The 23,286-nt window shown below is 65.9% G+C and carries 19 protein-coding genes; 13 read left to right on the top strand and 6 right to left on the bottom strand.

Annotation, left to right across the window (positions count from 1 at the left end):
- Positions 1–1,269: 1,269 nt before the first annotated feature.
- The 10 genes from ASG77_RS05860 to ASG77_RS05815 form a co-directional block, all read left to right on the top strand.
- Positions 1,270–2,538, top strand: a 1,269-nt coding sequence (locus ASG77_RS05860) for a tetratricopeptide repeat protein (RefSeq protein WP_235564338.1), incomplete at its 5' end; no start/stop codon positions are given.
- A gap of 6 nt (positions 2,539–2,544) precedes the next feature.
- Positions 2,545–3,534, top strand: coding sequence for an HAD-IIA family hydrolase (locus ASG77_RS05855; RefSeq protein WP_056342404.1), 990 nt, complete (start codon positions 2,545–2,547; stop codon positions 3,532–3,534).
- An 8-nt stretch (positions 3,535–3,542) separates the two neighbouring features.
- Entirely contained in the window at positions 3,543–3,773 is a 231-nt protein-coding gene (locus tag ASG77_RS05850; RefSeq protein WP_056342400.1) for a hypothetical protein, read from the top strand.
- Positions 3,774–3,775: 2 nt separating this feature from the next.
- Positions 3,776–4,588 (top strand): TlyA family RNA methyltransferase, encoded by an 813-nt coding sequence (locus tag ASG77_RS05845; protein WP_056342397.1) that lies wholly within the window; start codon positions 3,776–3,778, stop codon positions 4,586–4,588.
- Between the two features lie 13 nt (positions 4,589–4,601).
- Positions 4,602–5,627, top strand: coding sequence for an NAD kinase (locus tag ASG77_RS05840; RefSeq protein ID WP_056342394.1), 1,026 nt, complete (start codon positions 4,602–4,604; stop codon positions 5,625–5,627).
- Positions 5,628–5,630: 3 nt separating this feature from the next.
- On the top strand, positions 5,631–7,370 hold the full coding sequence (recN, locus tag ASG77_RS05835) for a DNA repair protein RecN (protein ID WP_056342391.1): 1,740 nt from the start codon (positions 5,631–5,633) through the stop codon (positions 7,368–7,370).
- A gap of 88 nt (positions 7,371–7,458) precedes the next feature.
- Entirely contained in the window at positions 7,459–9,204 is a 1,746-nt protein-coding gene (locus ASG77_RS05830) for a CTP synthase (protein ID WP_056342388.1), read from the top strand.
- Positions 9,205–9,229: 25 nt separating this feature from the next.
- Positions 9,230–9,892, top strand: coding sequence for an NUDIX domain-containing protein (locus ASG77_RS05825; protein ID WP_056342385.1), 663 nt, complete (start codon positions 9,230–9,232; stop codon positions 9,890–9,892).
- The gene (gene xerD / locus ASG77_RS05820; protein WP_082575863.1) at positions 9,892–10,875 is read left to right on the top strand and encodes a site-specific tyrosine recombinase XerD; all 984 of its coding nucleotides are present in this window, start codon (positions 9,892–9,894) and stop codon (positions 10,873–10,875) included. The genes ASG77_RS05825 and xerD overlap by 1 nt, the downstream gene beginning before the upstream one ends.
- A 30-nt stretch (positions 10,876–10,905) precedes the next feature.
- Entirely contained in the window at positions 10,906–11,391 is a 486-nt protein-coding gene (locus tag ASG77_RS05815; RefSeq protein ID WP_056342377.1) for an 8-oxo-dGTP diphosphatase, read from the top strand.
- A gap of 151 nt (positions 11,392–11,542) precedes the next feature.
- On the opposite strand, the gene ASG77_RS05810 is transcribed toward ASG77_RS05815, so the two are convergent.
- The 4 genes from ASG77_RS05810 to ASG77_RS05795 form a co-directional block, all read right to left on the bottom strand.
- Entirely contained in the window at positions 11,543–12,682 is a 1,140-nt protein-coding gene (locus ASG77_RS05810; protein ID WP_056342374.1) for a bifunctional 2-methylcitrate synthase/citrate synthase, read from the bottom strand.
- A 74-nt stretch (positions 12,683–12,756) separates the two neighbouring features.
- Complete coding sequence (gene prpB / locus ASG77_RS05805; RefSeq protein WP_056342371.1) at positions 12,757–13,662, bottom strand: methylisocitrate lyase; 906 nt, start codon at positions 13,660–13,662, stop codon at positions 12,757–12,759.
- Positions 13,663–13,695: 33 nt separating this feature from the next.
- The gene (locus ASG77_RS05800; protein WP_056342368.1) at positions 13,696–15,216 is read right to left on the bottom strand and encodes an MmgE/PrpD family protein; all 1,521 of its coding nucleotides are present in this window, start codon (positions 15,214–15,216) and stop codon (positions 13,696–13,698) included.
- 11 nt (positions 15,217–15,227) lie between these two features.
- Positions 15,228–15,869, bottom strand: a complete 642-nt coding sequence (locus ASG77_RS05795) for a GntR family transcriptional regulator (RefSeq protein WP_056342365.1) — start codon at positions 15,867–15,869, stop codon at positions 15,228–15,230.
- 173 nt (positions 15,870–16,042) lie between these two features.
- On the opposite strand from ASG77_RS05795, the gene ASG77_RS05790 reads away from it, so the two are divergent.
- The 3 genes from ASG77_RS05790 (at position 16,043) to ASG77_RS05780 (ending at position 20,784) form a co-directional block, all read left to right on the top strand.
- Positions 16,043–17,941, top strand: a complete 1,899-nt coding sequence (locus tag ASG77_RS05790) for an AMP-binding protein (RefSeq protein WP_056342361.1) — start codon at positions 16,043–16,045, stop codon at positions 17,939–17,941.
- A 121-nt stretch (positions 17,942–18,062) separates the two neighbouring features.
- Entirely contained in the window at positions 18,063–19,646 is a 1,584-nt protein-coding gene (locus tag ASG77_RS05785) for an NCS1 family nucleobase:cation symporter-1 (protein ID WP_082575862.1), read from the top strand.
- Positions 19,647–19,686: 40 nt separating this feature from the next.
- Complete coding sequence (locus tag ASG77_RS05780; protein ID WP_056342358.1) at positions 19,687–20,784, top strand: pyridoxal-phosphate-dependent aminotransferase family protein; 1,098 nt, start codon at positions 19,687–19,689, stop codon at positions 20,782–20,784.
- 17 nt (positions 20,785–20,801) lie between these two features.
- Here ASG77_RS05780 and ASG77_RS05775 read toward each other — a convergent pair whose 3' ends face one another.
- On the bottom strand, positions 20,802–21,515 hold the full coding sequence (locus tag ASG77_RS05775; protein ID WP_056342355.1) for a response regulator: 714 nt from the start codon (positions 21,513–21,515) through the stop codon (positions 20,802–20,804).
- Complete coding sequence (locus tag ASG77_RS05770) at positions 21,512–23,152, bottom strand: sensor histidine kinase (protein WP_056342354.1); 1,641 nt, start codon at positions 23,150–23,152, stop codon at positions 21,512–21,514. The genes ASG77_RS05775 and ASG77_RS05770 overlap by 4 nt, the downstream gene beginning before the upstream one ends.
- Positions 23,153–23,286 lie beyond the last annotated feature (134 nt).

Genomic DNA, 23,286 nt, shown 5'->3' with positions numbered 1-23,286 from the left:
GGGGGGCTCTCCCACTTTAACCACCACACCACAAACACCCCCGAACGGGACGCTCTCTCACTTAATCCAGCGAAAACCCGAACCCTCTCTCACTCCCGCAGCGAGCTGCACACTCCATGCACCCGCCGTCGTCGGAAACTGCACCCCCGGGTACCTGGACTGCGAAAGCGTCGCGTGGAAATGTGCAGAAACTGCGAGAGCGTCCGCCGGAAACCTGCAGAAACTGCGAGAGCGCCACCTGGGGAGTGTGAACATTCCCACGACGGCGGCCTGGAGGCGGATCCATGTCATCTGTTGGTGGGGTCTCGCCTAGAATTGACTGAGATGTACGGACTTCGAAGCGCTTGATTTCGGGTTGCGTAGGATAACGAAACACGGAACGAGCGGCTGCGATTGCGCCAGTGGTCGGCTCATAACAGGAGGAATCCCCATGGCTGAGCACAACGGCGGCAACCGCGGCGGCAACGACCGCGGTCCTTTCCGCGGCAACAACAATTCTGGCGGCGACCCGCGCGGATTCCGTTCCCGCGAAGACCATAACTCCGATGCCCCGAAGCGCGCGCCTGGTTCCGGTGAACGTAAGCCTTTTGGTGATCGTCCGCGTCGCGATGGTGACGGTGAGCGCAAGCCCTTTACCGGCGGTGGCGAGCGGAAGCCGTTCACGGGCGGTGGCGAGCGGAAGCCGTTCACGGGCGGTGGCGAGCGGAAGCCGTTCACGGGCGGCGGCGGCGACCGGAAGCCGTACGGTGACCGTGACAACAAGCCATATGGTGATCGTCCGCGCCGCGAAGGTGACGGTGAGCGTCGCAGCTTCGGGGGTGGCGAGCGGAAGCCTTATGGTGACCGTGACAACAAGTCCTTTGGTGATCGTCCGCGCCGCGAAGGTGACGGTGAGCGTCGTGGGTTCTCCGGCGGNGTCGCAGCTTCGGGGGTGGCGAGCGGAAGCCTTATGGTGACCGTGACAACAAGTCCTTTGGTGATCGTCCGCGCCGCGAAGGTGACGGTGAGCGTCGTACGTTCGGGGGTGGCGAGCGCAAGCCGTTCAGCGGCGGCGGGGACCGGAAGCCTTATGGTGACCGTGACAACAAGTCCTTTGGTGATCGTCCGCGCCGCGAAGGTGACGGCGAGCGTCGTACGTTCGGGGGTGGAGAGCGCAAGCCGTTCAGCGGCGGTGGCGAGCGGAAGCCTTATGGTGACCGTGACAACAAGTCCTTTGGTGATCGTCCGCGCCGCGAAGGTGACGGTGAGCGTCGTGGGTTCTCCGGCGGNGGTGGCGAGCGGAAGCCTTATGGTGACCGTGACAACAAGTCCTTTGGTGATCGTCCGCGCCGCGAAGGTGACGGTGAGCGTCGTGGGTTCTCCGGCGGCGACAACCGCAAGCCGTTCGGTGACCGCCAGGACCGTGCCCCCCGCAGCTTCGACCGTGGTGATTCCGGCCCCCGCCAGTTCGGCAGGGACCGTGCGGAAGACCGCCCGGTCCGTGTACCCAACGCGCGTGATCTTCGCAGCGCCAACCGCCCGGACCGCGAACGTTCCCCGGAAATCGATGAGGATGTCACGGGCAAGGAACTTGACCGCGCCACGCAGCACCAGATCAAGACACTGGAGGACAAGAGCGCAGAGTGGGTGGCCCGCCACCTGGTAATGGCCGGACGCCTGATCGACGAAGAGCCTGAGCTGGCTTTCCAGCATGCCCTCGCCGCGAGCCGGCGTGGTGGCCGGCTGGCTGCCGTCCGGGAAGCCGTCGGACTCACTGCTTACGCGGCAGGACACTACGGCGAAGCGCTGCGCGAATTCCGGACCTACCGCCGCATCAGCGGTTCAAACGTCCACCTTCCCGTGATGGCGGACTGCGAACGCGGACTGGGCCGGCCTGACCGTGCCCTTGACGTGGTGCGGTCCGAGGAAGCCAAAGACCTGGACGCCCCCGGCAAAGTTGAGCTGGCCATCGTTGCTGCCGGGGCCCGGACTGACCTCGGACAGCTGGACGCCGCCGTAGCAGAACTGGAAATTCCGCAGCTGGACATGAACCGGGCGTTCTCCTACAGCCCGCGGCTGTTCCGGGCGTACGCAAACGCCCTGTCGGCCGTTGGCCGCGAAGATGAGGCGGCAAAATGGCAGAAGCAGGCAGGTGTGGCTGAAAATGCCCTGGGCCTCGGCGTCGATGAGGAACCCGACATCGTGGACCTCGGCTGGGACGAGGAAGAGGAAGCCCGCGAGGAAGCTCAGCGCCGGCGTCTGCTGGAGCGCGCTGCCGCAGGCCCCGAAGCCGCTGCATCCACGCCTGCTGCCCGGACCGAAGCAGCCGCGGACAGGACTGCCGTTGAGGCCGCAGCCGTGGATGCAGACATCGACGACGTGGAATCGGATTTCTTCGAGTCCGATGACGCCGAGTCTGATGAGGATTCCGTAGAAGCAGACGAGCTGGAGGCCAGCGACGCCGAGCACAGTGAAGATGTGCGTGATGAAGAAAAGCACAGCGAAGCAGACGACAGCAACAACGCCACTGATGGCCACTCTGAAGGACGGGACAGCTAGCCCGCCATGACTGAAGTTCCACTGATTTCCCTGTTCGACGCCCTTTTGGCGGACCTGGACGGCGTGGTCTACGCCGGGCAGCACGCCATCCCCGGCGCCGTGGACTCGCTTCAGCAACTGGAGGGTTTGGGCATTGGCCTGGGGTATGTCACCAACAATGCCTCCCGCACCCCGGCGCAGGTAGCGGCGCATCTCCGTGAACTGGGTGCACCGGCGGACGACGACCAAGTGGTCAGTTCCTCGCAGGCCGCGGCCGGACTCCTGGCGTCACTCGTCGCCCCCGGAGCGCGGGTGCTGATCACCGGCAGCCCAGCTCTGGCGCAGGAAATCGAGCTGGTGGGACTGACTCCTGTTTACAGCCAGGATGAGGATCCGGTAGCCGTGGTCCAGGGATTCAATCCCGGGATCGGCTGGAAGGATCTTGCCGAGGCGTCATACGTGGTGTCGGCCGGAGCACTATGGATCGCTACCAACACGGATATGTCCATTCCGCAGGCACGCGGCATAGCCCCGGGCAACGGCACCCTGGTGGCAGCTGTAGCCGCCGCCACGGGACAGACGCCGCGGGTGGCCGGTAAACCGGAGGCCCCGCTCTTCCACGCTGCCGCCAAACGGCTCGCGGCGGACCGCCCGCTGGTGGTGGGCGACCGTCTGGACACCGACATCCTCGGCGGCAACAACGCCGGGTTTGCCACGGTGGCAGTGCTGACCGGCGTCGACACCACAGCTACCATCCTGGCCGCACGCACTGCGGAACGACCGGACTACATCATCAATTCCCTCACAGACCTCCACAGTCCCTACCCGGGGGTGGACCACACTGACGGAACGCACCGCTGCGGGGTTTCCACCGCGCGGGTCAGCGGTGACACTATCCACGTCAGCGGCAGCGAGAGCGATCTGGATTCCTGGCGGGCCGCCTGCGCCGCCTGGTGGACTGCGGTCCCTGACGCCGCACTGCCCACCGAACCCAAACTCGAGTGGCGCAATCATTAGACTGTCCAATGACTGAGCTGAACGAACCGCACCATCCGGAACCGGCCCAGTCAACGCCGGAATGGCCGGACACAGCGGCACCGGCAACCACCGATCCATCCATTGCGGCGATAACGGCCGTGCTGGACGGCGTCGAACGGTTGCCAGTGTCTGAGCATGAGGCTGTTTACAGCGACCTCCACGATGCCCTGCTGCACGCGTTGAACGAAGAGGCCCCAAACAGCGAAGGAGAAGCTTGAACATGGCACGACTTGACCAGGCGCTCGTCGCCCGCGGCCTGGCCAGGTCCCGGACCCACGCTGCTTCGTTGATTGCCGAGGGCAAGGTGAGCTCAGCCGGGCAGGTCCTGTCCAAGGCATCCCTCCAGATCGACGACGGCAAGGACCTGTCGGTCGAGCACACGGAAGAGGACAGCTACGTCAGCCGGGCCGGACACAAGCTGGCGGGCGCTCTGGACGTATTCCCGGAAGTCACTGTTGCCGGCAAGAGATGCCTGGACGCCGGAGCCTCCACCGGCGGCTTCACCGAGGTGCTCCTGCGGCGCGGTGCGGCACACGTGGTGGCGGTCGACGTCGGCCATGACCAGCTGGTCCCGCAGCTCCGCGCCGATGACCGCGTAGCCGTGCATGAAGGCATGAACGTGCGGTACATGGCGCCGGAGGACATCGGCGGCCAGGCCGAACTTACGGTGGCCGACCTCTCCTTCATCTCGCTGACCCTGGTGGTCCTGCCCCTGGCGCTGTGCACGCAGCCGGGCGGCGACCTGGTGCTGATGGTGAAGCCCCAGTTCGAGATCGGCAAGGACCGGCTGGGCCGCACCGGCGTGGTCACCTCCGAGCGCGAACGCCGGATGGCAGTGGAAAAAGTTGCCAATGCAGCGCTCGACGCCGGACTGGACTTATGCGGCTTAGCGGCCAGTCCGCTGCCGGGCCAGGACGGAAACGTCGAATACTTCCTGTGGATAACGCGCAGGATGACCCAAGAACTGCCTAAGATCGAAGAGCGCCTCGCAGCCATAGACGGATTGCTTGGCCGAATCTGGCCGAACCACTAGAAAGCGGAACCCGATGAGCAGGCGAGTACTTGTCCTTGCCCACACTGGCCGCGAGGAGTCACTGAAGGCCGCCTGGGAAGCCTGCGCCCAACTGCATGACTCCGGCATTGTTCCCGTCATGCAGGAGTCTGAGCTGCGTGACATGGAAAGATTCTTCGGGCAGCTCACCCAGCCGATGGAGATCCTGCATGACCACGTACAGCTGCCGGACGTCGAGCTGGTGATGGTCCTGGGCGGTGACGGCACCATCCTGCGGGCCGCGGAACTGGTGCGGGAGGTGGACGTACCCCTGCTGGGCGTCAACCTTGGCCACGTCGGCTTCCTGGCCGAGAGCGAGCGGGCGGACCTGGCCCAAACGGTGGAATGGATTGCTCGCCGCGACTACACGGTTGAAGAGCGCATGACCATCGACGTCCAGGTCTGGGTCCGCGGCCAGAAGATCTGGCACACCTGGGCCCTGAACGAGGCCGCGATCGAAAAAGGCAACCGCGAACGCATGATCGAGGTGGTGACGGAAGTCGACGAGCGCCCGCTGACCTCCTTCGGCTGCGACGGCGTGGTGGTGGCCACCCCCACAGGCTCCACCGCGTACGCGTTTTCCGCCGGCGGGCCCGTCGTCTGGCCGGAGGTCGAGGCCCTGGTAATAGTTCCCATCAGCGCCCACGCGCTCTTTGCCAAACCCCTGGTGGTATCGCCCCGGTCCCGGCTGGCCGTGGAAGTCCTCACCCGCACCGGTGCCCAGGGGGTGCTCTGGTGCGATGGCCGGCGCTCCGTGGACCTGCCGCCCGGCGCTCGGGTTGAAGTGACCAAGTCCGCCACACCGGTCCGGCTCGCCAGGACCCACCAGACGCCCTTTTCAGCGCGGCTGGTCCGCAAATTTGAACTCCCCATCCACGGCTGGCGCGGGCCCGTGCCGCAGTCGGAGACCATCCACACCGGACCCATCCCGATCGTCCGGACGCCGCGGCCCAGGCCGCCGCTCCAGCTTGCCTCCGGCGACCAGCCGGAGGACGATACCGATCCCGCGACCGCAAAGTGAACCATGCTTGAAGAACTGAGAATCCGCGATCTGGGCGTCATCACCGACGCCACGCTGCCGCTGGGCCCCGGGCTGAGCGTCGTTACCGGCGAAACCGGAGCCGGCAAAACGATGGTGGTCACCGCCGTCGGCCTCCTGCTGGGGGCGAGGTCTGACGCCGGCGCGGTCCGGAGCGGCGCGAAGAGCGCCACGGCGGAGGCCGTCCTCAAGCTCGACGCAGGGCATCCGGCGATTGCCCGGGCAGTTGAAGCGGGTGCCGACGTGGAGGAGTTCGACGGCGGCGCTGAGCTTATTCTTGCGCGTCGCCTCGGTGCGGACGGGCGCAGCCGGGCCTTCCTGGGCGGGCGGGCCGCCCCGGTGGGCGTTCTCGCGGAGATCGGTGAAACCCTCGTGGTGGTCCACGGCCAGTCGGACCAGATCAGGCTGAAGGGGGCGGCCGCCCAGCGCGGCGCCCTGGACAAATTTGCCGGCGATGCGCTGGCGGGCCCGATGGCCTCCTACCAGGCGCTCTACAGCCATTGGAAGGCCAGCCAGGCGGAGCTGGAAACCCTCCGCAGCGCCGCCCGCGACAGGCTCCGCGAGGCCGAGTCGCTGGAAGTCGCCCTGGCCGAAATCAGCAACGTGGATCCGCAGCCGGGGGAGGACGAATCCCTCAAGGCGGAGGCTGTGAAACTGGCCAACGTGGAAGAGCTCAGGATTGCGGCGAACACGGCGCACCAGGCGCTCATCGCGGAGGACTACGGTGACGCGGGCGACGCCACCACCCTCGTGGACGTCGCCAAAAGGACCCTGGAGCACGTGGCCGAGCACGACGCCGAGCTCGGGTCCGCCGCAGCACGGTTGGCCGAAGTGGGCTTCCTGCTTAACGACATCGCCACGGAGCTGGCCAGCTACCAGGCCGGCTTGGACTCGGAGGGCCCGGAACGGCTCGCCGAGATCGAGGACCGGCGGGCCGCCCTGGCCACCTTGGTCCGCAAGTACGCCCCCAGCATTGACGAAGTCCTGGTGTGGGCGGAAAACGCCCGGGTCCGCTTCGACGAGCTGCAGGACGACTCCACCCGTATCGAAGCCCTGGACGCGGACGTGGTCCGGACCGAGGCGGAACTGCAGTCGCAGGCAGCCGCCGTCAGCAAAATCCGGGCCAAGGCTGCCAAGGACCTGTCCGGCCGGGTGAGCGCGGAGCTGAAGGCACTCGCCATGGCGGACGCCACCCTGGTGATCACCCGTGAGGCGGCCGCCCAGTTGACACCGCATGGAGCGGACGAGATCACATTCCTGCTCCAGCCGCACTCCGGAGCCCCAGCCCGTCCGCTGGGCAAGGGCGCCTCCGGCGGCGAACTGTCACGCGTGATGCTGGCCATCGAGGTGGTACTGGCCGCGGTGGATCCGGTGCCCACGTTTGTGTTCGATGAGGTGGACGCCGGGGTCGGCGGGCGGGCCGCCGTCGAAATTGGCCGCCGGCTTGCCATGCTGGCACAGCATGTGCAGGTCCTGGTGGTCACGCACCTGCCGCAGGTGGCAGCCTTCGCGGACCAGCACATCACCGTCACCAAGACATCCGTCAGGGGGGCCGACGGCGGCACCGCCACCGGGTTCACGTCCAGTGATGTTCGCCTCCTCGACGGCCGGGAGCGTGTGCGGGAACTCGCCCGGATGCTGGCGGGCCAGGAGGACTCGGAATCGGCCCAGGCACACGCCCAGGAGTTGCTGGACGACGCAAAACTGCTGCCGCAGCGGGCCTGACGGCCCGCACCCCTTGCTCGCAGGGCGCCTCGCCCTGCACACTGGATCATTTGGGGAGACAGTTCCTGATCGGGGAAAGGCTCAATTGATGATAGGCTCGAATTCCGTGGTGCAGCGATCAAATTCCCGTGTAAATTCCCGGTTCCCGGGCTCGTCCAAGACGACCAAACACATCTTCGTAACCGGTGGTGTGGCGTCCTCGCTCGGTAAGGGACTGACGGCTTCGAGCCTCGGTCACCTCCTGCGGGCACGCGGCCTGTCTGTAACTATGCAGAAGCTCGATCCCTATCTGAACGTGGATCCGGGCACGATGAACCCCTTCCAGCACGGCGAAGTCTTCGTCACCGACGACGGCGCCGAGACGGACCTGGACATCGGACACTACGAGCGGTTCCTCGACGAAAACCTTGAGGGCTCAGCCAACGTGACCACCGGCCAGGTCTACTCCACCGTGATCGCCAAGGAACGCCGGGGCGAATACCTCGGTGACACCGTCCAGGTCATCCCGCACATCACCGATGAGATCAAGCGGCGCATGCGGCTTCCGTCCGAGGGCAAGAACGCGCCGGACGTCATCATCACCGAAATCGGCGGCACCGTGGGCGACATCGAGTCGCAGCCCTTCCTTGAGTCGGCCCGCCAGGTCCGCCAGGACATCGGCCGCGGCAACGTCTTCTTCGTCCATGTCTCCCTGGTGCCCTACATCGGACCCTCGCAGGAACTGAAGACCAAACCGACGCAGCACTCCGTGGCAGCCCTGCGCTCCATCGGCATCCAGCCCGAGGCAATCGTGATCCGCTCGGACCGCGAAGTCCCTGAACCCATGCGCGCCAAGATCGGCCGCATGTGCGACGTCGATATCGAAGCCGTCATCGGATGCCCGGATGCCCCCAGCATCTACGACATCCCCAAGACCCTGCACACCCAGGGACTGGATTCCTACATCGTCCGCGCCCTGGACCTGCCGTTCAAGGACGTTGACTGGACCAGCTGGGACAAGCTGCTCGAAGCGGTCCACAACCCCAAGCACCACGTGGAAATCGCACTGGTGGGCAAGTACATCGACCTGCCGGACGCCTACCTGTCCGTGACCGAGGCCCTGCGTGCCGGCGGCTTCGCCAACGACACCAAGGTCACGATCCGCTGGGTTCCCTCGGATGAATGCGAAACCCATGAAGGAGCCGTGGCGTCCCTGGACGGCGTGGACGCCATCTGCGTTCCCGGCGGCTTCGGCATCCGCGGCCTCGAAGGCAAGCTGGGCGCCCTGAAGTACGCCCGCGAAACCAAGCTGCCGGTCCTGGGCCTGTGCCTGGGCCTGCAGTGCATGGTGATCGAATATGCGCGCAACGTGGTGGGCCTCGAAGGCGCTTCCTCGTCCGAGTTCGAACCGGATTCGAAATACCCGGTGATTGCCACCATGGAAGAGCAGCTGGATATCGTGGACGGCAAGGGCGATCTTGGCGGCACCATGCGTCTTGGCCTGTACGAGGCAAAGCTCGACGAGGGCTCGGTCATTGCAGAGACCTACGGCAAGACCACTGTCAGCGAACGCCACCGGCACCGCTACGAGGTCAACAACAAGTACCGCGACCAGATCGCTGCCGAGGGCCTCGTGTTCTCCGGAACGTCGCCGGACGGCAAGCTCGTGGAATTCGTTGAGCTGCCCCGCGAGGTCCATCCGTTCTACGTGGCAACCCAGGCGCACCCCGAACTGAGCTCACGGCCCACACGGCCGCACCCGCTCTTCGCCGGGCTCATCAAGGCCGCACTGGACCACCAGAACGCACAGGACGCGCCGGCAGCCAAGCCGTTGCGTACGGTTGCCGCAAAATAAAACCGAATAAGTAGAGGACGGCGCGATGCCCGGCACACCTGAAACCCCCCAAGCTGCACGGCAGGTTTCGGATGCGCCGAGCCCGCGCCGTCTTCTGTCTACGGAGAAGGTCTACGAAGGCCGGATCTGGGATGTGGTCAGCGACAGCTTCCAGCTGAGCGAAACGGGGGAGTCCCTGACCCGGGACTACATCGACCACCCTGGCGCCGTGGCTGTCCTGCCCATGAACGATGCCGGCGAGGTTCTGCTGATCAGGCAGTACCGGCACCCCGTGGGCATGGACCTTTGGGAAATCCCAGCCGGCCTGCTGGATGTGGAAGGCGAGGATTTTGTGGCGGGTGCTGCCCGCGAACTCGCCGAAGAGGCGGACCTCGCGGCCGGCGAATGGAACGTCCTGGTGGACTTCTTCAACTCGCCGGGCTCCTCCAGCGAGGCCATCCGCATCTACCTCGCCCGGGACCTCACCGACGTGCCTCACCACGAACGCCATGAGCGGACCGATGAGGAGGCCGAGATTGAGTTCCACTGGATCGCTTTGGACGACGCCGTGGCCGCGGTCCTGGAAGGCAGGCTGCACAACCCGTCCGCCGTCGTCGGAATCCTGGCCGCCGCCGCGGCGAAAGCTGACGGCTTTGCGGGATTGCGTCCCGCGGATGCACCCTGGCCTGCGCACCCCAGCCAGCGTTGATGACGGCGAGTACTAAGGCGGAAGCCCCGACGCCGCCCGTCCGGCCACAGACGGCCATCGACCGTGCCATCACCGAGTATCTGCAACATATGGGCGTGGAACGCGGCCTGGCAGCCAACACACTCTCCGCCTACCGCCGTGACCTGGCGCGCTACTCCCGTTACGTGACGTCGGAGGGCTGCCAGGGCCCGGGCCAGATCACCCGCCACCACGTGACGGGGTTCCTGATGGCCCTCAACGACGGATCCGACGGCGGCACGGCCCTGGGCGTCCGGTCTGCTGCCAGGACTGTGGTGGCCGTCCGGGGACTGCACAAGTTCTGGGCTCTGGAGGGGATCACAACGACGGACCCCGCCAGCGACGTCCACCCGCCCATGCCGGGCAAACGGCTGCCCAAGGCCATCAGCGTGGACGAAGTCACCCGGATCCTTGAAGCCGCGGGCACAGACACTGCCACAGGGCTCAGGGACCGCGCCCTGCTCGAATTTCTCTATTCCACCGGGGCGAGGATCAGCGAGGCCGTGGGCCTGGACGTTGACGACATCGCCCTGCACGAGGCCGAAGCCGGGCCCGCCGTGGTCCGCCTGTTCGGCAAGGGGTCCAAGGAACGGCTGGTGCCGCTGGGATCCTATGGGGCGCGGGCTGTGGACGCGTACCTGGTGCGCGGCCGTCCACTGCTGGCGGCGAAGGGCAAGGGAACGCCCGCCCTGTTCCTGAACGCCCGCGGCGGCAGGATCAGCCGGCAAAGCGCCTGGACCATCCTGAAGGCGGCCGCGGACAAAGCCAACGTCACCAAGGATGTTTCCCCGCACACACTGCGGCACTCCTTCGCGACGCATCTGCTCGAAGGCGGCGCCGATGTCCGCGTGGTGCAGGAACTCCTGGGGCACGCCTCAGTTACCACAACGCAGGTCTACACCCTGGTTACGGCTGACACACTGAGGGAAATTTACGCAGCAGCCCACCCCCGGGCGCTGGGCTGACGCCGGCGGCCAGGCTATAGGGTTGGGGGCATGACGTTTACCCCTGTCACGCTGTGCTTTCTCACCCGTGAGTCCGCCGGTGTGCCACAGGTCCTGCTTGGCCTGAAGAAGACCGGCTTCGGCCGCGGCAAGGTGGTGGGCCTCGGCGGCCATGTTGAGCCGGGGGAGACAGACGCAGAGGCTGCCTGCCGCGAAGTCCACGAGGAAGCCGGGATTGTGGTCCGGCAGGAGGATCTGCGCGACGCCGGCGTGGTGACCTTCGATTTTCCTGCCCGCCCGGAGTGGAACATGAGTTCGCGGCTCTTTGTCGCAGCCAACTGGACCGGGCAGCCGGCCGAAAGTGCCGAGATCCGGCCGGAATGGTTCGACGTCGGCGCCTTGCCGGTGGACCGGATGTGGCAGGACGCACCGCACTGGCTGCCGCTCGCGCTTGCCGGGTCTTTCCTGCGCCTGACAGTGGTCCTGAACGATGACAACGAAACAGTCCGCGAAGTGCTGGACTACACCTCCCGTTGAGTTTTTGTCCACTTATCGCCCGTTTTTTGTCCACTTATCGCCCGTTTAAGGGCTGGCTGGCTGGATTATCTGGACAAAACTCCGAGAACCTACGACGGCGGGCCGGCCACCTTCAAAGGTGACCGGCCCGCCGTCGTGCGTCCGGTGGGGACTAGGGAACGTGCCGTTCGTCCGGTCCGTTGTACTCGCTCAGCGGGCGGATCAGTGAGTTACTGGCTGCCTGTTCCATGATGTGGGCGGTCCACCCGGTGATGCGGCTGGCCACAAACAGCGGAGTGAACGTGGCAGTGTCGAAGCCCATCAGGTGGTAGGTGGGGCCGGCAGGGTAGTCGAGGTTCGGTTTGATGGCCTTGGCCTCGTCCATGGCCTGCTCGAGGCCGTTGTACAGCCCCAGCAGTTCAGGGCGGCCGTAGTGGGCGATCATCTTGTCCAGCGCGGCCTTCATGGTGGGGACACGGGAGTCACCGTGCTTGTAGACGCGGTGGCCGAAGCCCATGACCTTTTTCTTCTGGGCCAGTGCATCCTCCATCCAGGCCTTGGCGCGGGTGGCGGCTTCGTCCAGGGATTCCTCGGGCCGGATGCCGATCTCGTCGAAGGTGTGCATCACGGCTTCGTTGGCGCCGCCGTGCAGCGGGCCCTTGAGCGCACCGATCGCACCTGTCACCGCCGAGTGCAGGTCGGACAGGCTGGACGTGATGACCCGGGCAGTGAAGGTGGAGGCGTTGAAGGAGTGCTCGGCGTACAGGATCATCGAGACGTTGAAGGCGTCCACGACCTCCGGGACCTGGTCTTCGCCGAACGCCATCCACAGGAAGTTTTCCGAGTAGCCCAGGTCATCCCGGGGCTCCACGACTTCCTGGCCGCGCCGGCGTCGCTGGTCGTAGGCAACAACGGCGGGCATGGCGGCGAAGAGGTCCACGGCCTTGGCCATGTTGGCCTCGGGCGAGGAGTCCTCGGCCAGAGGGTGGCGGGCGCCCATGACGGATGCTGCGGTCCGGCAGACATCCATCGGGTGGGCGCTGGTGGGAATTGTGTCGACGATCTTCTTCACCACAGGATCAAGGGCGCGGCCGGCGCGCTCGCGGGCAGAGAACGCGGACAGCTCTTCCGGGGTGGGCAGTTCGCCGTTCCACAAGAGGAAGGCCACTTCCTCGAAGCTGCATTTGGCGGCGAGCTCCTGGACGGGATAGCCGCGGTACAGCAGCGAATTGGTGTCCGGGTTGACCTTCGAAACCGCGGTGTAGTCCACCACGACGCCGGCCAGGCCCTTCTTGATATCAACAGCTTCCATGCTGTCCTCCTTCGTTCATTGGGCAAGCCCGGATGTGCCGGAATGCTTGCAGTCTCCTTGGTGGCTCTCGGGTCCTAGCGGACGCCGGGAATTTGGAAGTTGAAAACGCCGGTATCGAAGTGGTTGTAGGCCTCATAGTCCACAAGGTCATAAAGCCGCGCCCGGGTGAGCATGTTCTCCACCTGTGCTTCCTGCGACCCTGTTGCCTTGATCGATTCCAGAGTACGCTCTGCTGCGCCCATGGCAATGCGCAGCAGCGTGACCGGGTAAATGACCATGTTGACGCCCACACCCTGCAGCTGGTCCACGGTGAACAGTTCGCTCTTGCCGAACTCGGTCATGTTGGCAAGGATCGGCACGTCCACGGCGTCGCGGATGGCTTGGAACTCGGACAGGTCCTTCATCGCTTCCGGGAAGATGGCGTCCGCACCGGCTTCCACGAGGGCCCGTGCCCGGTCCTTGGCGGCTTCGATTCCCTCCACGGCGCGGATATCGGTCCTGGCCATGATGAGGAAGTTCGGATCGCGGCGGGCATCAGCCGCGGCGCGGATGCGTTTGGTGGCCGTGTCCAGGTCCACCACGTTCTTGCCGTCCAGGTGCCCGCAGCGCTTGGGGTTGAACTGATCTTCGATGTGGCAGCCGGCCAGTCCGGCGTTCTCCAGTTCCTGGATGCTGCGGGCCACGTTCATGGGCTCGCCGAAGCCGGTGTCCGCGTCCACCAGCGTGGGCAGGTCGGTCATGCGGGCGATCTGCCCGGCACGCGTGGCAACCTCGGTGAGGGTGGTCAGCCCGATGTCCGGCAGGCCAAGGTCATTGGCCAGCACGGCTCCGGAGACGTAAACACCGGCGAAGCCCTTTTCCTCGATCAGCCGCGCCGAGAGCGGGTTGAAGGCGCCCGGGAACTGTTGGATGGTGCCGGACGCGAGCATGTCGCGCAGCGCGATCCGCTTCTGTTCCGGGGTTGTCTTTGAATACAGCATCTGGTTCTCCTGTGCGGGGTGGGTAAGCAGAGCTTAGAAGAGGCCGGCGGGTGCGTTTCTGAGGTCGATGACACCCGGAGCGGCGGTGATGTTCAGCTGGTCCAGTTCGCCCGGGCCCAGGTCCGGGAGGCTTTCGGCGGCCGCGAGGAAACGCTCGATTTCCGCTTCGGCGACCAGGCCGGCTGCCAGGGTGCGGAACTTGTTGATGTACTGCTGGCGGGCGAACGGCCGGGCGCCGAGCGGGTGGGCGTCGGCTACGGCGATCTGGTCGGTGATGACCGTGCCGTCGTTCAGGGTGATCTCCACGGAACCGCCGAAGGCCTTCTCGGCAATGTCCAGTGAGTGGTACCGGCGGGTCCATTCGGGGTCTTCCACGGTGCTGACCTTGTTCCACAGCTCCACCGTGTCGGCGCGGCCGGCGCGCTCGGGGGAGTAGGAGTCAACGTGGTGCCAGGAGCCGTCCTGGAGTGCCACGGTGAAGATGTACGGGATGGAGTGGTCCAGGGTTTCCCGGCTGGCCGTGGGGCTGTACTTCTGGGGGTCGTTGGCGCCGGAACCGATCACGTAGTGCGTGTGGTGGCTGGTCTTGATCAGGACCGAGGCCACGTTGGCCGGGTCCGTTGCCTCGGGGTGCTCAGTGTGGAGCTTGCGGGCAAGGTCGATCCAGGCCTGGGCCTGGTATTCGGCGGAGTGTTCCTTGGTGTACGTGTCCATGATGGCCCGCTTGGCTTCGCCGGCCTCGGGGAGGGGGACCTCGTAGGAGGCGTCCGGGCCGTCCAACATCCAGGCGATCACGCCGTCTTCGCCTTCGTAGATCGGCACAGGGGAGGTCTGGCCGCGCATGGAGCGGTCCACGGCTTCCACCGCCATCTTGCCCGCGAACGCCGGTGCGTGCGCCTTCCAGGTGGAGATCTCACCCTTACGGGACTGCCGGGTGGCAGTGGTGGTGTGCAGCGCCTGGCCGACGGACTGGAAGATCGTCTCGACGTCCAGGCCCAGGAGTGTGCCGATACCGGCGGCAGCGGACGGGCCGAGGTGCGCCACGTGGTCGATCTTGTGCTTGTGCAGGCAGATGGCCTTGACCAGGTTGACCTGGATCTCATAGCCGGTGGCAATGCCGCGGATCAGGTCCTTGCCGCTCGCGCCGACGTGCTGGCCTACAGCGAGAATCGGCGGGATGTTGTCGCCCGGGTGCGAGTAGTCAGCCGCGAGGAACGTGTCGTGGTAATCGAGCTCGCGGACAGCCACGCCGTTGGCCCAGGCTGCCCACTCGGGGGAGACGCGGTCCGTGATGCCGAACACGCCGGCTCCCTTGCCGTTGGTGGTCGGTGCGTGGGTCAGCGCCTGGGCGCGGGCAGCCACGATCGGGCCGCGGTTAAGGGAGGCGATGGCAACGGAGGCGTTGTCGATGACACGGTTGATGACCATCTCGGTGACCTCGGGCGTGACCTCGACGGCGTCAGCGGCGACGACGGCGATCTTGTGCGCCAGCTGGTCTTCACGGGGGAGGTTCTCTTCGCTCTTGTAGACGCGGACGTGGTTGAGCTTAACCATGGTGCTCCTTCTTAGTGGTGTGGGTGCGTAGCTTTGACGTGGGAAAGGCTGCGGTGCAGGTGCATGGTGGTGGCTGCCTCGGCGAGCCTGGCGTTGCCTGCGGCGATGGCCTCCGCGATGGCCGCGTGTTCGACGGCGGCCGCGTGCAGTCGCGGGGCGTCATCGGCGGCGAGGCGGCGGACCCGGACCAGATGGACACGCAGGCTGCGCATCGCCTGGGCGAGGTAGGAGTTGGAGATGGCGGCGTCGATCGCCTCATCCAACCGGCCCACCAGGGCGTAGTACTCATGCCGGGCGGGATCGGCGTCGTTGATCAGCTCCTGCGCCCTCAGGAGATCCGCGTGGAGTTTCTCAAAGACCGCGCGCTCGCCGCGAACGGCCGCGAGGGCGGCTGCCTTGCCCTCCAGGGTTTCGCGGAGCTCGAACATCTCGTCGATGTCCTCCAGTGAGATGTCAGTGACGACGACGCCGCGGCCGCCCGCCGCCGTCGTCAGTCCTTCCGCGCTGAGCCGGCTCAGCGCCTCCCGGACGGGAGTGCGTGAGACGCCGAGGCGTTCCGACTGCTCCACTTCGGCAAGGACCGTTCCGGGTGCCAGGCGCCATTCGATAATGTCTTCGCGAAGCGTTGCGTAAGCTTTGTCGCTGGCACGCATGGTCCCTCCCGTCAATCTGCTCATGGGCACCAGTGTATACAGGAATTGCCGAAAGACCCAGCAAAAGCGAGTCTATCTGCGAAATAGCCGCAGTTATGTATACATAGACCTTGTCTGGTGCGGGTTGCCCGCATAGCATGGTGGCAACACAGCGACGTGAACGGGAGCCCATGATGGTCAGCGGAAATTACCGGGAAACATATTCGCGCAGCATCGAAAAGAAGGACGCCTTCTGGCTTGAGGCAGCAGGCGGCGTGACCTGGTCCAGGACGCCGGAAACCGCGCTTGAGGGATCGGCCGCCCCGCTGTTCCAATGGTTTCCCGACGGCATGCTCAACACCAGCTACAACGCCCTGGACCGCCACGTCGAGGCCGGCCGCGGGGACCAGGATGCCCTCATCTACGACTCCGCGATGCTGGGGATCAAGCGCACGTACAGTTACGCCGAACTGACGGACCTCGTGGCGCGGTTCGCGGGAGTGCTGCGCTCGCAGGGAGTCCGCAAAGGGGACAGGGTGGTCATCTACATGCCCATGATTCCCGAGGCCGCCATCGCGATGCTGGCGACGGCCCGGCTCGGGGCCGTGCATTCGGTGGTCTTCGGCGGGTTCGCGCCCAAGGAACTCGCCGCCCGCATCAAGGATGCCGGTCCGGCCGCGATTGTGACGGCGTCCGGAGGGATTGAGCCCTCACGCCGGGTGGAGTATCTTCCTGCGGTTGCCGAAGCGCTCGAACTCGCCGGTGCCGGGCAGACGCCCGTCATAGTCAAGGGCCGGGAAGGCTTTGTGCACTTGGCCTCCGAGTATCCGGACTGGCTGGACTGGGACCGGTGCATTGAGGCTGCCGCCCCGGCGGCAGCAGTGGACGTCGCAGCAACCGACCCCCTCTACATCCTCTACACCTCGGGCACCACCGGCACGCCGAAGGGTGTCGTGCGGGACAACGGCGGGCATGCCGTGGCGCTCAGTTGGACCATGGCAAACATCTATGACGTCGGTCCGGGTGACGTGATGTGGACAGCGTCCGACGTCGGCTGGGTGGTGGGGCATTCCTACATTGTCTATGGCCCGCTGCTGGCGGGTGCCACCACGGTCCTCTACGAGGGCAAGCCCGTGGGGACCCCTGATGCGGGAGCATTCTGGCGCGTCGTGCAGGACCACAAGGTCAACGTCCTGTTCACCGCGCCCACCGCCCTGCGCGCGATCCGCAAGGCCGACCCCCATGCTGCGGAACTGGCCAACTACGACACTTCCACGCTGCGCACGTTGTTTGCCGCTGGCGAGCGGCTGGACACGGACACCTACCGCTGGGCAGGTGAGGTCCTGGGTGTTCCGGTCGTGGACCATTGGTGGCAGACCGAAACCGGATGGGCCATCTGCGCCAACCCACGCGGGCTGGAGGACCTTCCCTTCAAGCCCGGGTCACCTACCGTGCCCATGCCCGGCTTCGAACTGAAGATTGTGGACGGCTCCGGGGCGGCGGTGCAGCCGGGGGAGGAGGGCAATATTGTCCTGCAGCTTCCCTTGCCTCCCGGTACCCTGACCACCCTCTGGCAGAACGACGACCGTTATGTGTCCTCGTACCTTGCGGCCTTTGAAGGCAGCTACGCCACAGGCGACAGCGGCTACCGGGATGCCGACGGCTACGTCTTTGTGATGGGCCGGACGGACGACATCATCAACGTGGCCGGCCACCGGCTGTCAACCGGTGCGATTGAGCAGGTCATCGCCAGCCACCCGGCCGTGGCCGAATGTGCCGTGATCGGCGTGGCGGATCCCCTCAAGGGGCAGCGCGCCAGCGGCTACGTGGTGCTCAAGGCAGGCGTGACCGCCAACGAGAACGAGGTGGTCCGCGAGCTGATCGCCCTTGTCAGGAAGGACATCGGACCGGTGGCCGACTTCAAGCACGCAACAGTGGTCGAAGCACTCCCCAAGACCAGGTCAGGGAAGATCCTGCGCAAGACCATGCGCCAGATTGCCGACGGCGACGAGTACGTTGTGCCCTCAACGATTGAGGATCCCGAGGTGATCGGGCAGTTGCTGGGTGTGCTCCGGCCAGAAGGCGCCGTTTAATTCCCGCGGACGCCAAGAAGCCTTGACTATGACCTGACCCACGGTTAACGTGTCCGCGGCACCAGTTCCCGTCCACACCGCTCCGCACCCGCAACGCCCTCTCCGCCACACGGAGGTCTATATGTCCCACCAAACCGATCCCGGCGCGCATGACGAGCACGGGCATCCGCATCTGATTGACCCTGAGCCGTGGGGCACCGGTGACCCCGCGGTCGAGGAAATCGTGAGGGGGGAGCCATCCACTCGGGTCCGGGTGCCCGCGGGCGTGAGCCCCCGGCTCTACAACGAGGACTTGGCGCCCACCACGCGCCAGGGGCGCACCTGGCACGCCTACAGCATCTTCACGCTCTGGGCGAACGACGTGCACTCGCTGGGCAATTACGTGTTTGCCATCGGATTGTTCGCCCTGGGATTGGGCGCCTGGCAGATCATGCTCGCCTTTCTGCTCGGCGCCGTCCTGCTGTTCCTTCTCCTGAACCTTTCGGGGTTCATGGGCGAGCGGACCGGCGTACCGTTCCCGGTCATGAGCAGGATCGCGTTCGGCATCCGGGGCTCCAATATCCCCGCCATCATCCGCGGCGCCGTGGCCGTCGCCTGGTTCGGCATCCAAACCTATCTGGCCTCGGTGGTGCTCCGGGTGCTGATCCTAGCCCTCGCACCTTCCCTGGCACCGCTCGATACAGACTCGTTCCTCGGGCTCTCGACCCTGGGCTGGATCTCGTTCGTTTCACTGTGGGCGCTGCAGACGGTGATCGTGAGCTTCGGCATGGAGATGATCCGCAAGTACGAGGCCTTCGCGGGCCCCATCATCCTGGTCACCATGCTCACGCTGGCCGTCTGGATGTTGGTGGAAGCCGGCGGGACCATCGCCTGGTCCACCGCTGACTCACTGACAGGCCCGGTGATGTGGGTGCGGATTTTCCAGTCGGCAGCGCTGTGGGTGGTCGTTTACGGGACGTTCGTACTGAACTTCTGCGACTTCACCCGGGGCGCGCCGTCCAGGCGGTCGGTGGTGCGGGGCAACTTCTTCGGCATCCCCATCAACATGCTCTTCTTCGCCGCCATCGTCGTTGTCCTCGCCGGCGCCCAGTACAAGATCGACGGCACGGTTATCGAGTCGCCCACCGACGTCGTCAACGCCATCCCGAACACGCTCCTGCTGGTGCTGGCCTGCCTGGCCCTGATCATCCTGACGGTGGCCGTGAACCTCATGGCCAACTTCGTGGCACCCATATACACGCTGGCCCACCTTTTCCCGCGGACGCTGAACTTCCGCCGCGCAGCCATTATCTCCGCGGTGATCGGCCTGGTGATCCTGCCCTGGAACCTGTACAACTCGCCCGTGGTCATCGTCTACTTCCTCGGCGGGCTGGGCGCCCTCCTGGGACCACTGTTCGGCGTCATCATGGCCGATTACTGGCTGGTCCGTAAGGGCAGGGTCAACATTCCGGATTTGTACTCGGACTCCCCCGACGGGGCGTATGCCTACACCCGTGGCGTCAACCGGAAGGCCGTCATCGCGGGCACACCGGCTGCCATCGTCGCGCTGGTACTGGCTCTCGTCCCGGCGTTCACCTATATCTCCGGCTTCTCCTGGTTCGTCGGCGCGATCCTGGCCGCCGTCACCTACCTGCTGATCATGGACCGCCACACGCCGTTCGGGGCCGTCGACGGCGAGCACATCGCCGTCGCACCGAAGCACTGACCGGCCCCACAAGGGCAAGAGCCCCAACGAAGGAGTTCCAATGCCACAGGCTTTGACCTCGCGGTTCCTGTTCGGTCCGGGACCGAGCAACTGCTACCCGGAAGTGACCGCCGCATTGGCGCATCCGGTGATTGGGCACCTGGATCCGGTCTTCATTGAACGGCTCGACAACACCTGCGAAGGCCTCCGCACGGTCTGGGGGACTCAGAATGCCCGTACGCTGCCCTTGAGCGTCACCGGTTCCGGCGGCATGGAAGCGGCTTTTGTGAACACCGTGGACGACGGCGATGTGGCAGTGATCGCCGTCAACGGCCTCTTCGGTGAGCGCATGTGTGAGGTGGCCCGCCGCTGCGGCGCCACCGTGGTTCGTGTAGACCACGAATGGGGCACGCCCGTCGACGTCGAACGCGTCCTGGCGGCCCACCCGCGGCCGAAGGTGATTGCGGCCGTCCACGCCGAAACGTCAACTGGGGTGCTGTCCGACGTCGCATCGCTCGGGCAGAACAAGGGCGAGGCGCTGCTCATTGTCGACGCTGTGACATCCATCGGCGGGCTGGAACTCCTTGCAGACGACTGGGGAATCGACGTCGGCTATGCCGGTACCCAGAAATGCCTCGGCGTGCCGCCAGGGCTGTCGCCCTTCACCATGTCGGGTAGGGCGTTCGAGCGAAGGATCAGGAATCCCCGCTCCTGGTACCTGGACGTCGGTCTGCTCGGCGGTTACGTCGGGGCCGCCAGCGGCAGCGGCCGAACCTACCACCACACGCCGCCGGTCACCATGATCGCCGGCCTCGAGGCGGGCTTGCAACGAATCCTGGCCGAGGGACTGGACGCGGTCCAGGCGCGCCACCGCGCGGCAGGTGCCGCGTTGCAGGCGGGGCTCCAGGAAATGGGACTTGAGCTGTTCGCGGCCGAGGGCCACCGGCTGCCCAGCCTTACCACTGTCAAGGTCCCGGACGGCGTCGACTCCGCGGCCGTACGCCGCCATCTGCTGGAGCACTTCAGCATCGAGATTGGCTCAGGGGCGGGCAAGTACACTTCCAGCATCTGGCGGATCGGAATGATGGGCCCGAACGCAAACGCCGCATCAGTGACTCTGGCGCTGGGGGCCCTCAAGGAAGCCATCTCCGCTGCCTAGCCACAGACTCTGTAGGATCAGGGCCGCTTCCAGCCGTATTCGTTCTCCGGCCGGCCGGGCGTGCCGTAGCGGGGCGCTCGCGAAACGCGGCCGGCGTCGGCGAGGTATTCGAGGTAGCGCCTGGCCGTCACGCGGGACATGCCCAGGGCGGCCATGACTTCCGTAGCTGAAACAGATTCCGAATGCTGTTTCAGGTAGGCCTGGACCGAGTCGAGAGTGGAGACTGAGAGGCCCTTGGGCAGGGGCAGTTCCGACGGCGCCCGGAGGCTTGCGAAGGCCTGGTCCACCTCACTCTGGGAGGCGCCGGTCCTGCCAGCACCGGCCTCCGGGGAGGCCAGCTGCTGCCGGAACAGCCGGTAGCTGGAGAGCTTGTCTTCGAACGTGGCAAACGTGAAGGGCTTGATCAGGTACTGCACCACGCCGATGGCGACGGCGCTGCGGACAATCGCCACTTCCCGGACTGCTGTGATGGCAATGATGTCCGCCAGGATTCCTGCCGCACGCATCCGCCGGGCGATGTCCAGGCCATGCAGGTCCGGAAGGTTCATGTCGAGGAGGACCAGTTCCACCGGCTGGCCGGCGGCCGCCAGATCCGTCAGGAGCCTGAGCGCGGACTGGCCGTCAGGGGCCGTCCCGGCAACAGTGAACCCAGCCATCCTGCCCACATAGGCCGCGTGCGCGGCCGAGGCCACCGGTTCGTCCTCCACCACGAGGACGCGGATATCGGTCACTGGAGCTGCTCCTCTTTGTCGGTCCCGGCGGCCATGGCCGGCAGGAAGACATGGAAGCGTGCGCCGTCCTTGCCTGTGATGGTCATGGTACCGTCCAGGCGCTGCACGGCCTGGCGGACGAGGGCCAGGCCAATGCCGCGTCCGAACGGACCGGAGGCCTTGGTGCTGAAGCCGTGCCGGAAAATGTCCTCCACGGCGGCGGGGTCCACGCCGGGGCCGGAATCCGCCACAGTGATGTCCAGGCCCTCGGCATCGGACTCCACGGTCAGCTCCACCGTCCTGGGAGCCGCGCCATCCGCGGCGGCGTCGATCGCGTTGTCCAGGAGGTTTCCCAGGATGGTGACAAGGTCCTGGACAGCCAGGCCGGCAACGGACGCGGACCCCTCGGTGGAGAGCGTCAGCTTCACTCCGCGCTCATTCGCTTCGGCGGCCTTCCCCATGATCAGGGCGCTGAGGACCGGCTCGTCCACGGAACTCACCATCTCGTCGGTCAGCTGCTGGCTCAGTTCGAGATCCTTGGTGGCGAATTCCAAGGCCTCCCGGGTCCGGCCCAGCTCCAGCAGCGAAACCATGGTGTGCAGCCGGTTGGCGTGTTCGTGGGTCTGGGCGCGGAGGGCGTCGGACAGCGTCCGCATCGTTTCGAGTTCACTGCCCAGCGATTCGATCTCCGTCCGGTCCCGGATGGTGGCCACGGTGCCGAACACCGCGGGGCGGCGGAGGCCCGGGGAGTCGGGTCCGACGGCCGGGCCCTGGTTCACCACCACGATCCGCGGGCCCGTCAGGTGGATTTCATCGTGGGCCGTGCGGCCGGATTGAAAGAGTTCCTTCAGGCTCGGGGCCAGCGGGAGGTCCGTCAGGGAGGGCGGCCGGGACGGATCGTCTTCCGAATCGCGCGGCTCCAGTCCCAGCAGCTCAGCGGCCTGGTCGTTGTACATCACTACCCGGCCCTTGGTGTCGATCAGGATCAGCCCCTCACGCACGGAATGCAGGACCGATTCGTAGTAGGCGAACAGCTGCGCCAGCTGCTCCGGCCCCCACCCCCTGGTCACGCGGCGCAGGTAGCGGCCCAACAGCCAGGACGCCAAGGATCCGCCCACGAGCAGGGCCAGGCCGAGGACCAGCAGTGCGGGCAGCCGGCCGGAAAGTGCCACGTCGACTGTCCGGACCGTGACGCCGGCGGAAACCAGCGCCTTGACGTTCCCCGCGGCATCCTGGACAGGAACAACAGTCCGCACCGACGGCCCCAGCGTTCCTGTTGTGACCTCGGTGAAAACTTCGCCACGCAGCGACGCCTCGATGGAGCCGATGTAAGGCCTGCCCAGCTCCTCGTCCCGGGGGTGCGTCCACCGCGTCCTGTCCGGCGCCATGATGGTGAGGAAGTCCGCTCCGGATCCGGCCATGACATCCAGGGCGTAGGGCTGGAGCAACGCCGACGGATCCGTTTGGTCCGCGGCCTGGAGGACCAGGGGATTGGCGGCGACGGCGGCGGCAACACCGGCCATCCGTCGGCCGGCTTCTTCATAGCTCCGGTCCCTGGCATCGACGAACGTTGCGGTGCCCGCCACCGCAATGAAGGCCAGCACAATCAGCAGATTCGCCACGAACAGCCTGCGGGCGATACTCCAGCGGTGGAACATCAAGCACCTCCCATGACCAATATGAACGCAACAGTGAGCTAAGTCACGGTGTGGCCAATGATGGATATCACACCGGACCGACGCGGTGAGCCCAGAGAATGCGCCGCAGCGTCTACCAGATTATCCATAAGGAG

Source organism: Arthrobacter sp. Soil762 (assembly GCF_001428335.1).
Lineage (GTDB): Bacteria > Actinomycetota > Actinomycetes > Actinomycetales > Micrococcaceae > Arthrobacter.
Note: the sequence above shows the minus strand (reverse complement) of the source record. Positions and strands in the feature narration are given on the sequence as shown.

What these genes read in the sequence shown, in the direction of transcription:
- ASG77_RS05810 (WP_056342374.1), bottom strand. Translation starts at nt 12,682, where the DNA reads ATGGAAGCTGTTGATATCAAGAAGGGCCTGGCCGGCGTCGTGGTGGAC.
- ASG77_RS05855 (WP_056342404.1), top strand. Translation starts at nt 2,545, where the DNA reads ATGACTGAAGTTCCACTGATTTCCCTGTTCGACGCCCTTTTGGCGGAC.
- ASG77_RS05795 (WP_056342365.1), bottom strand. Translation starts at nt 15,869, where the DNA reads ATGCGTGCCAGCGACAAAGCTTACGCAACGCTTCGCGAAGACATTATC.
- xerD (WP_082575863.1), top strand. Translation starts at nt 9,892, where the DNA reads ATGACGGCGAGTACTAAGGCGGAAGCCCCGACGCCGCCCGTCCGGCCA.
- prpB (WP_056342371.1), bottom strand. Translation starts at nt 13,662, where the DNA reads ATGCTGTATTCAAAGACAACCCCGGAACAGAAGCGGATCGCGCTGCGC.
- ASG77_RS05845 (WP_056342397.1), top strand. Translation starts at nt 3,776, where the DNA reads ATGGCACGACTTGACCAGGCGCTCGTCGCCCGCGGCCTGGCCAGGTCC.
- ASG77_RS05790 (WP_056342361.1), top strand. Translation starts at nt 16,043, where the DNA reads ATGGTCAGCGGAAATTACCGGGAAACATATTCGCGCAGCATCGAAAAG.
- ASG77_RS05830 (WP_056342388.1), top strand. Translation starts at nt 7,459, where the DNA reads ATGATAGGCTCGAATTCCGTGGTGCAGCGATCAAATTCCCGTGTAAAT.
- recN (WP_056342391.1), top strand. Translation starts at nt 5,631, where the DNA reads ATGCTTGAAGAACTGAGAATCCGCGATCTGGGCGTCATCACCGACGCC.
- ASG77_RS05825 (WP_056342385.1), top strand. Translation starts at nt 9,230, where the DNA reads ATGCCCGGCACACCTGAAACCCCCCAAGCTGCACGGCAGGTTTCGGAT.
- ASG77_RS05770 (WP_056342354.1), bottom strand. Translation starts at nt 23,152, where the DNA reads ATGTTCCACCGCTGGAGTATCGCCCGCAGGCTGTTCGTGGCGAATCTG.
- ASG77_RS05785 (WP_082575862.1), top strand. Translation starts at nt 18,063, where the DNA reads ATGTCCCACCAAACCGATCCCGGCGCGCATGACGAGCACGGGCATCCG.
- ASG77_RS05840 (WP_056342394.1), top strand. Translation starts at nt 4,602, where the DNA reads ATGAGCAGGCGAGTACTTGTCCTTGCCCACACTGGCCGCGAGGAGTCA.
- ASG77_RS05800 (WP_056342368.1), bottom strand. Translation starts at nt 15,216, where the DNA reads ATGGTTAAGCTCAACCACGTCCGCGTCTACAAGAGCGAAGAGAACCTC.
- ASG77_RS05780 (WP_056342358.1), top strand. Translation starts at nt 19,687, where the DNA reads ATGCCACAGGCTTTGACCTCGCGGTTCCTGTTCGGTCCGGGACCGAGC.
- ASG77_RS05850 (WP_056342400.1), top strand. Translation starts at nt 3,543, where the DNA reads ATGACTGAGCTGAACGAACCGCACCATCCGGAACCGGCCCAGTCAACG.
- ASG77_RS05815 (WP_056342377.1), top strand. Translation starts at nt 10,906, where the DNA reads ATGACGTTTACCCCTGTCACGCTGTGCTTTCTCACCCGTGAGTCCGCC.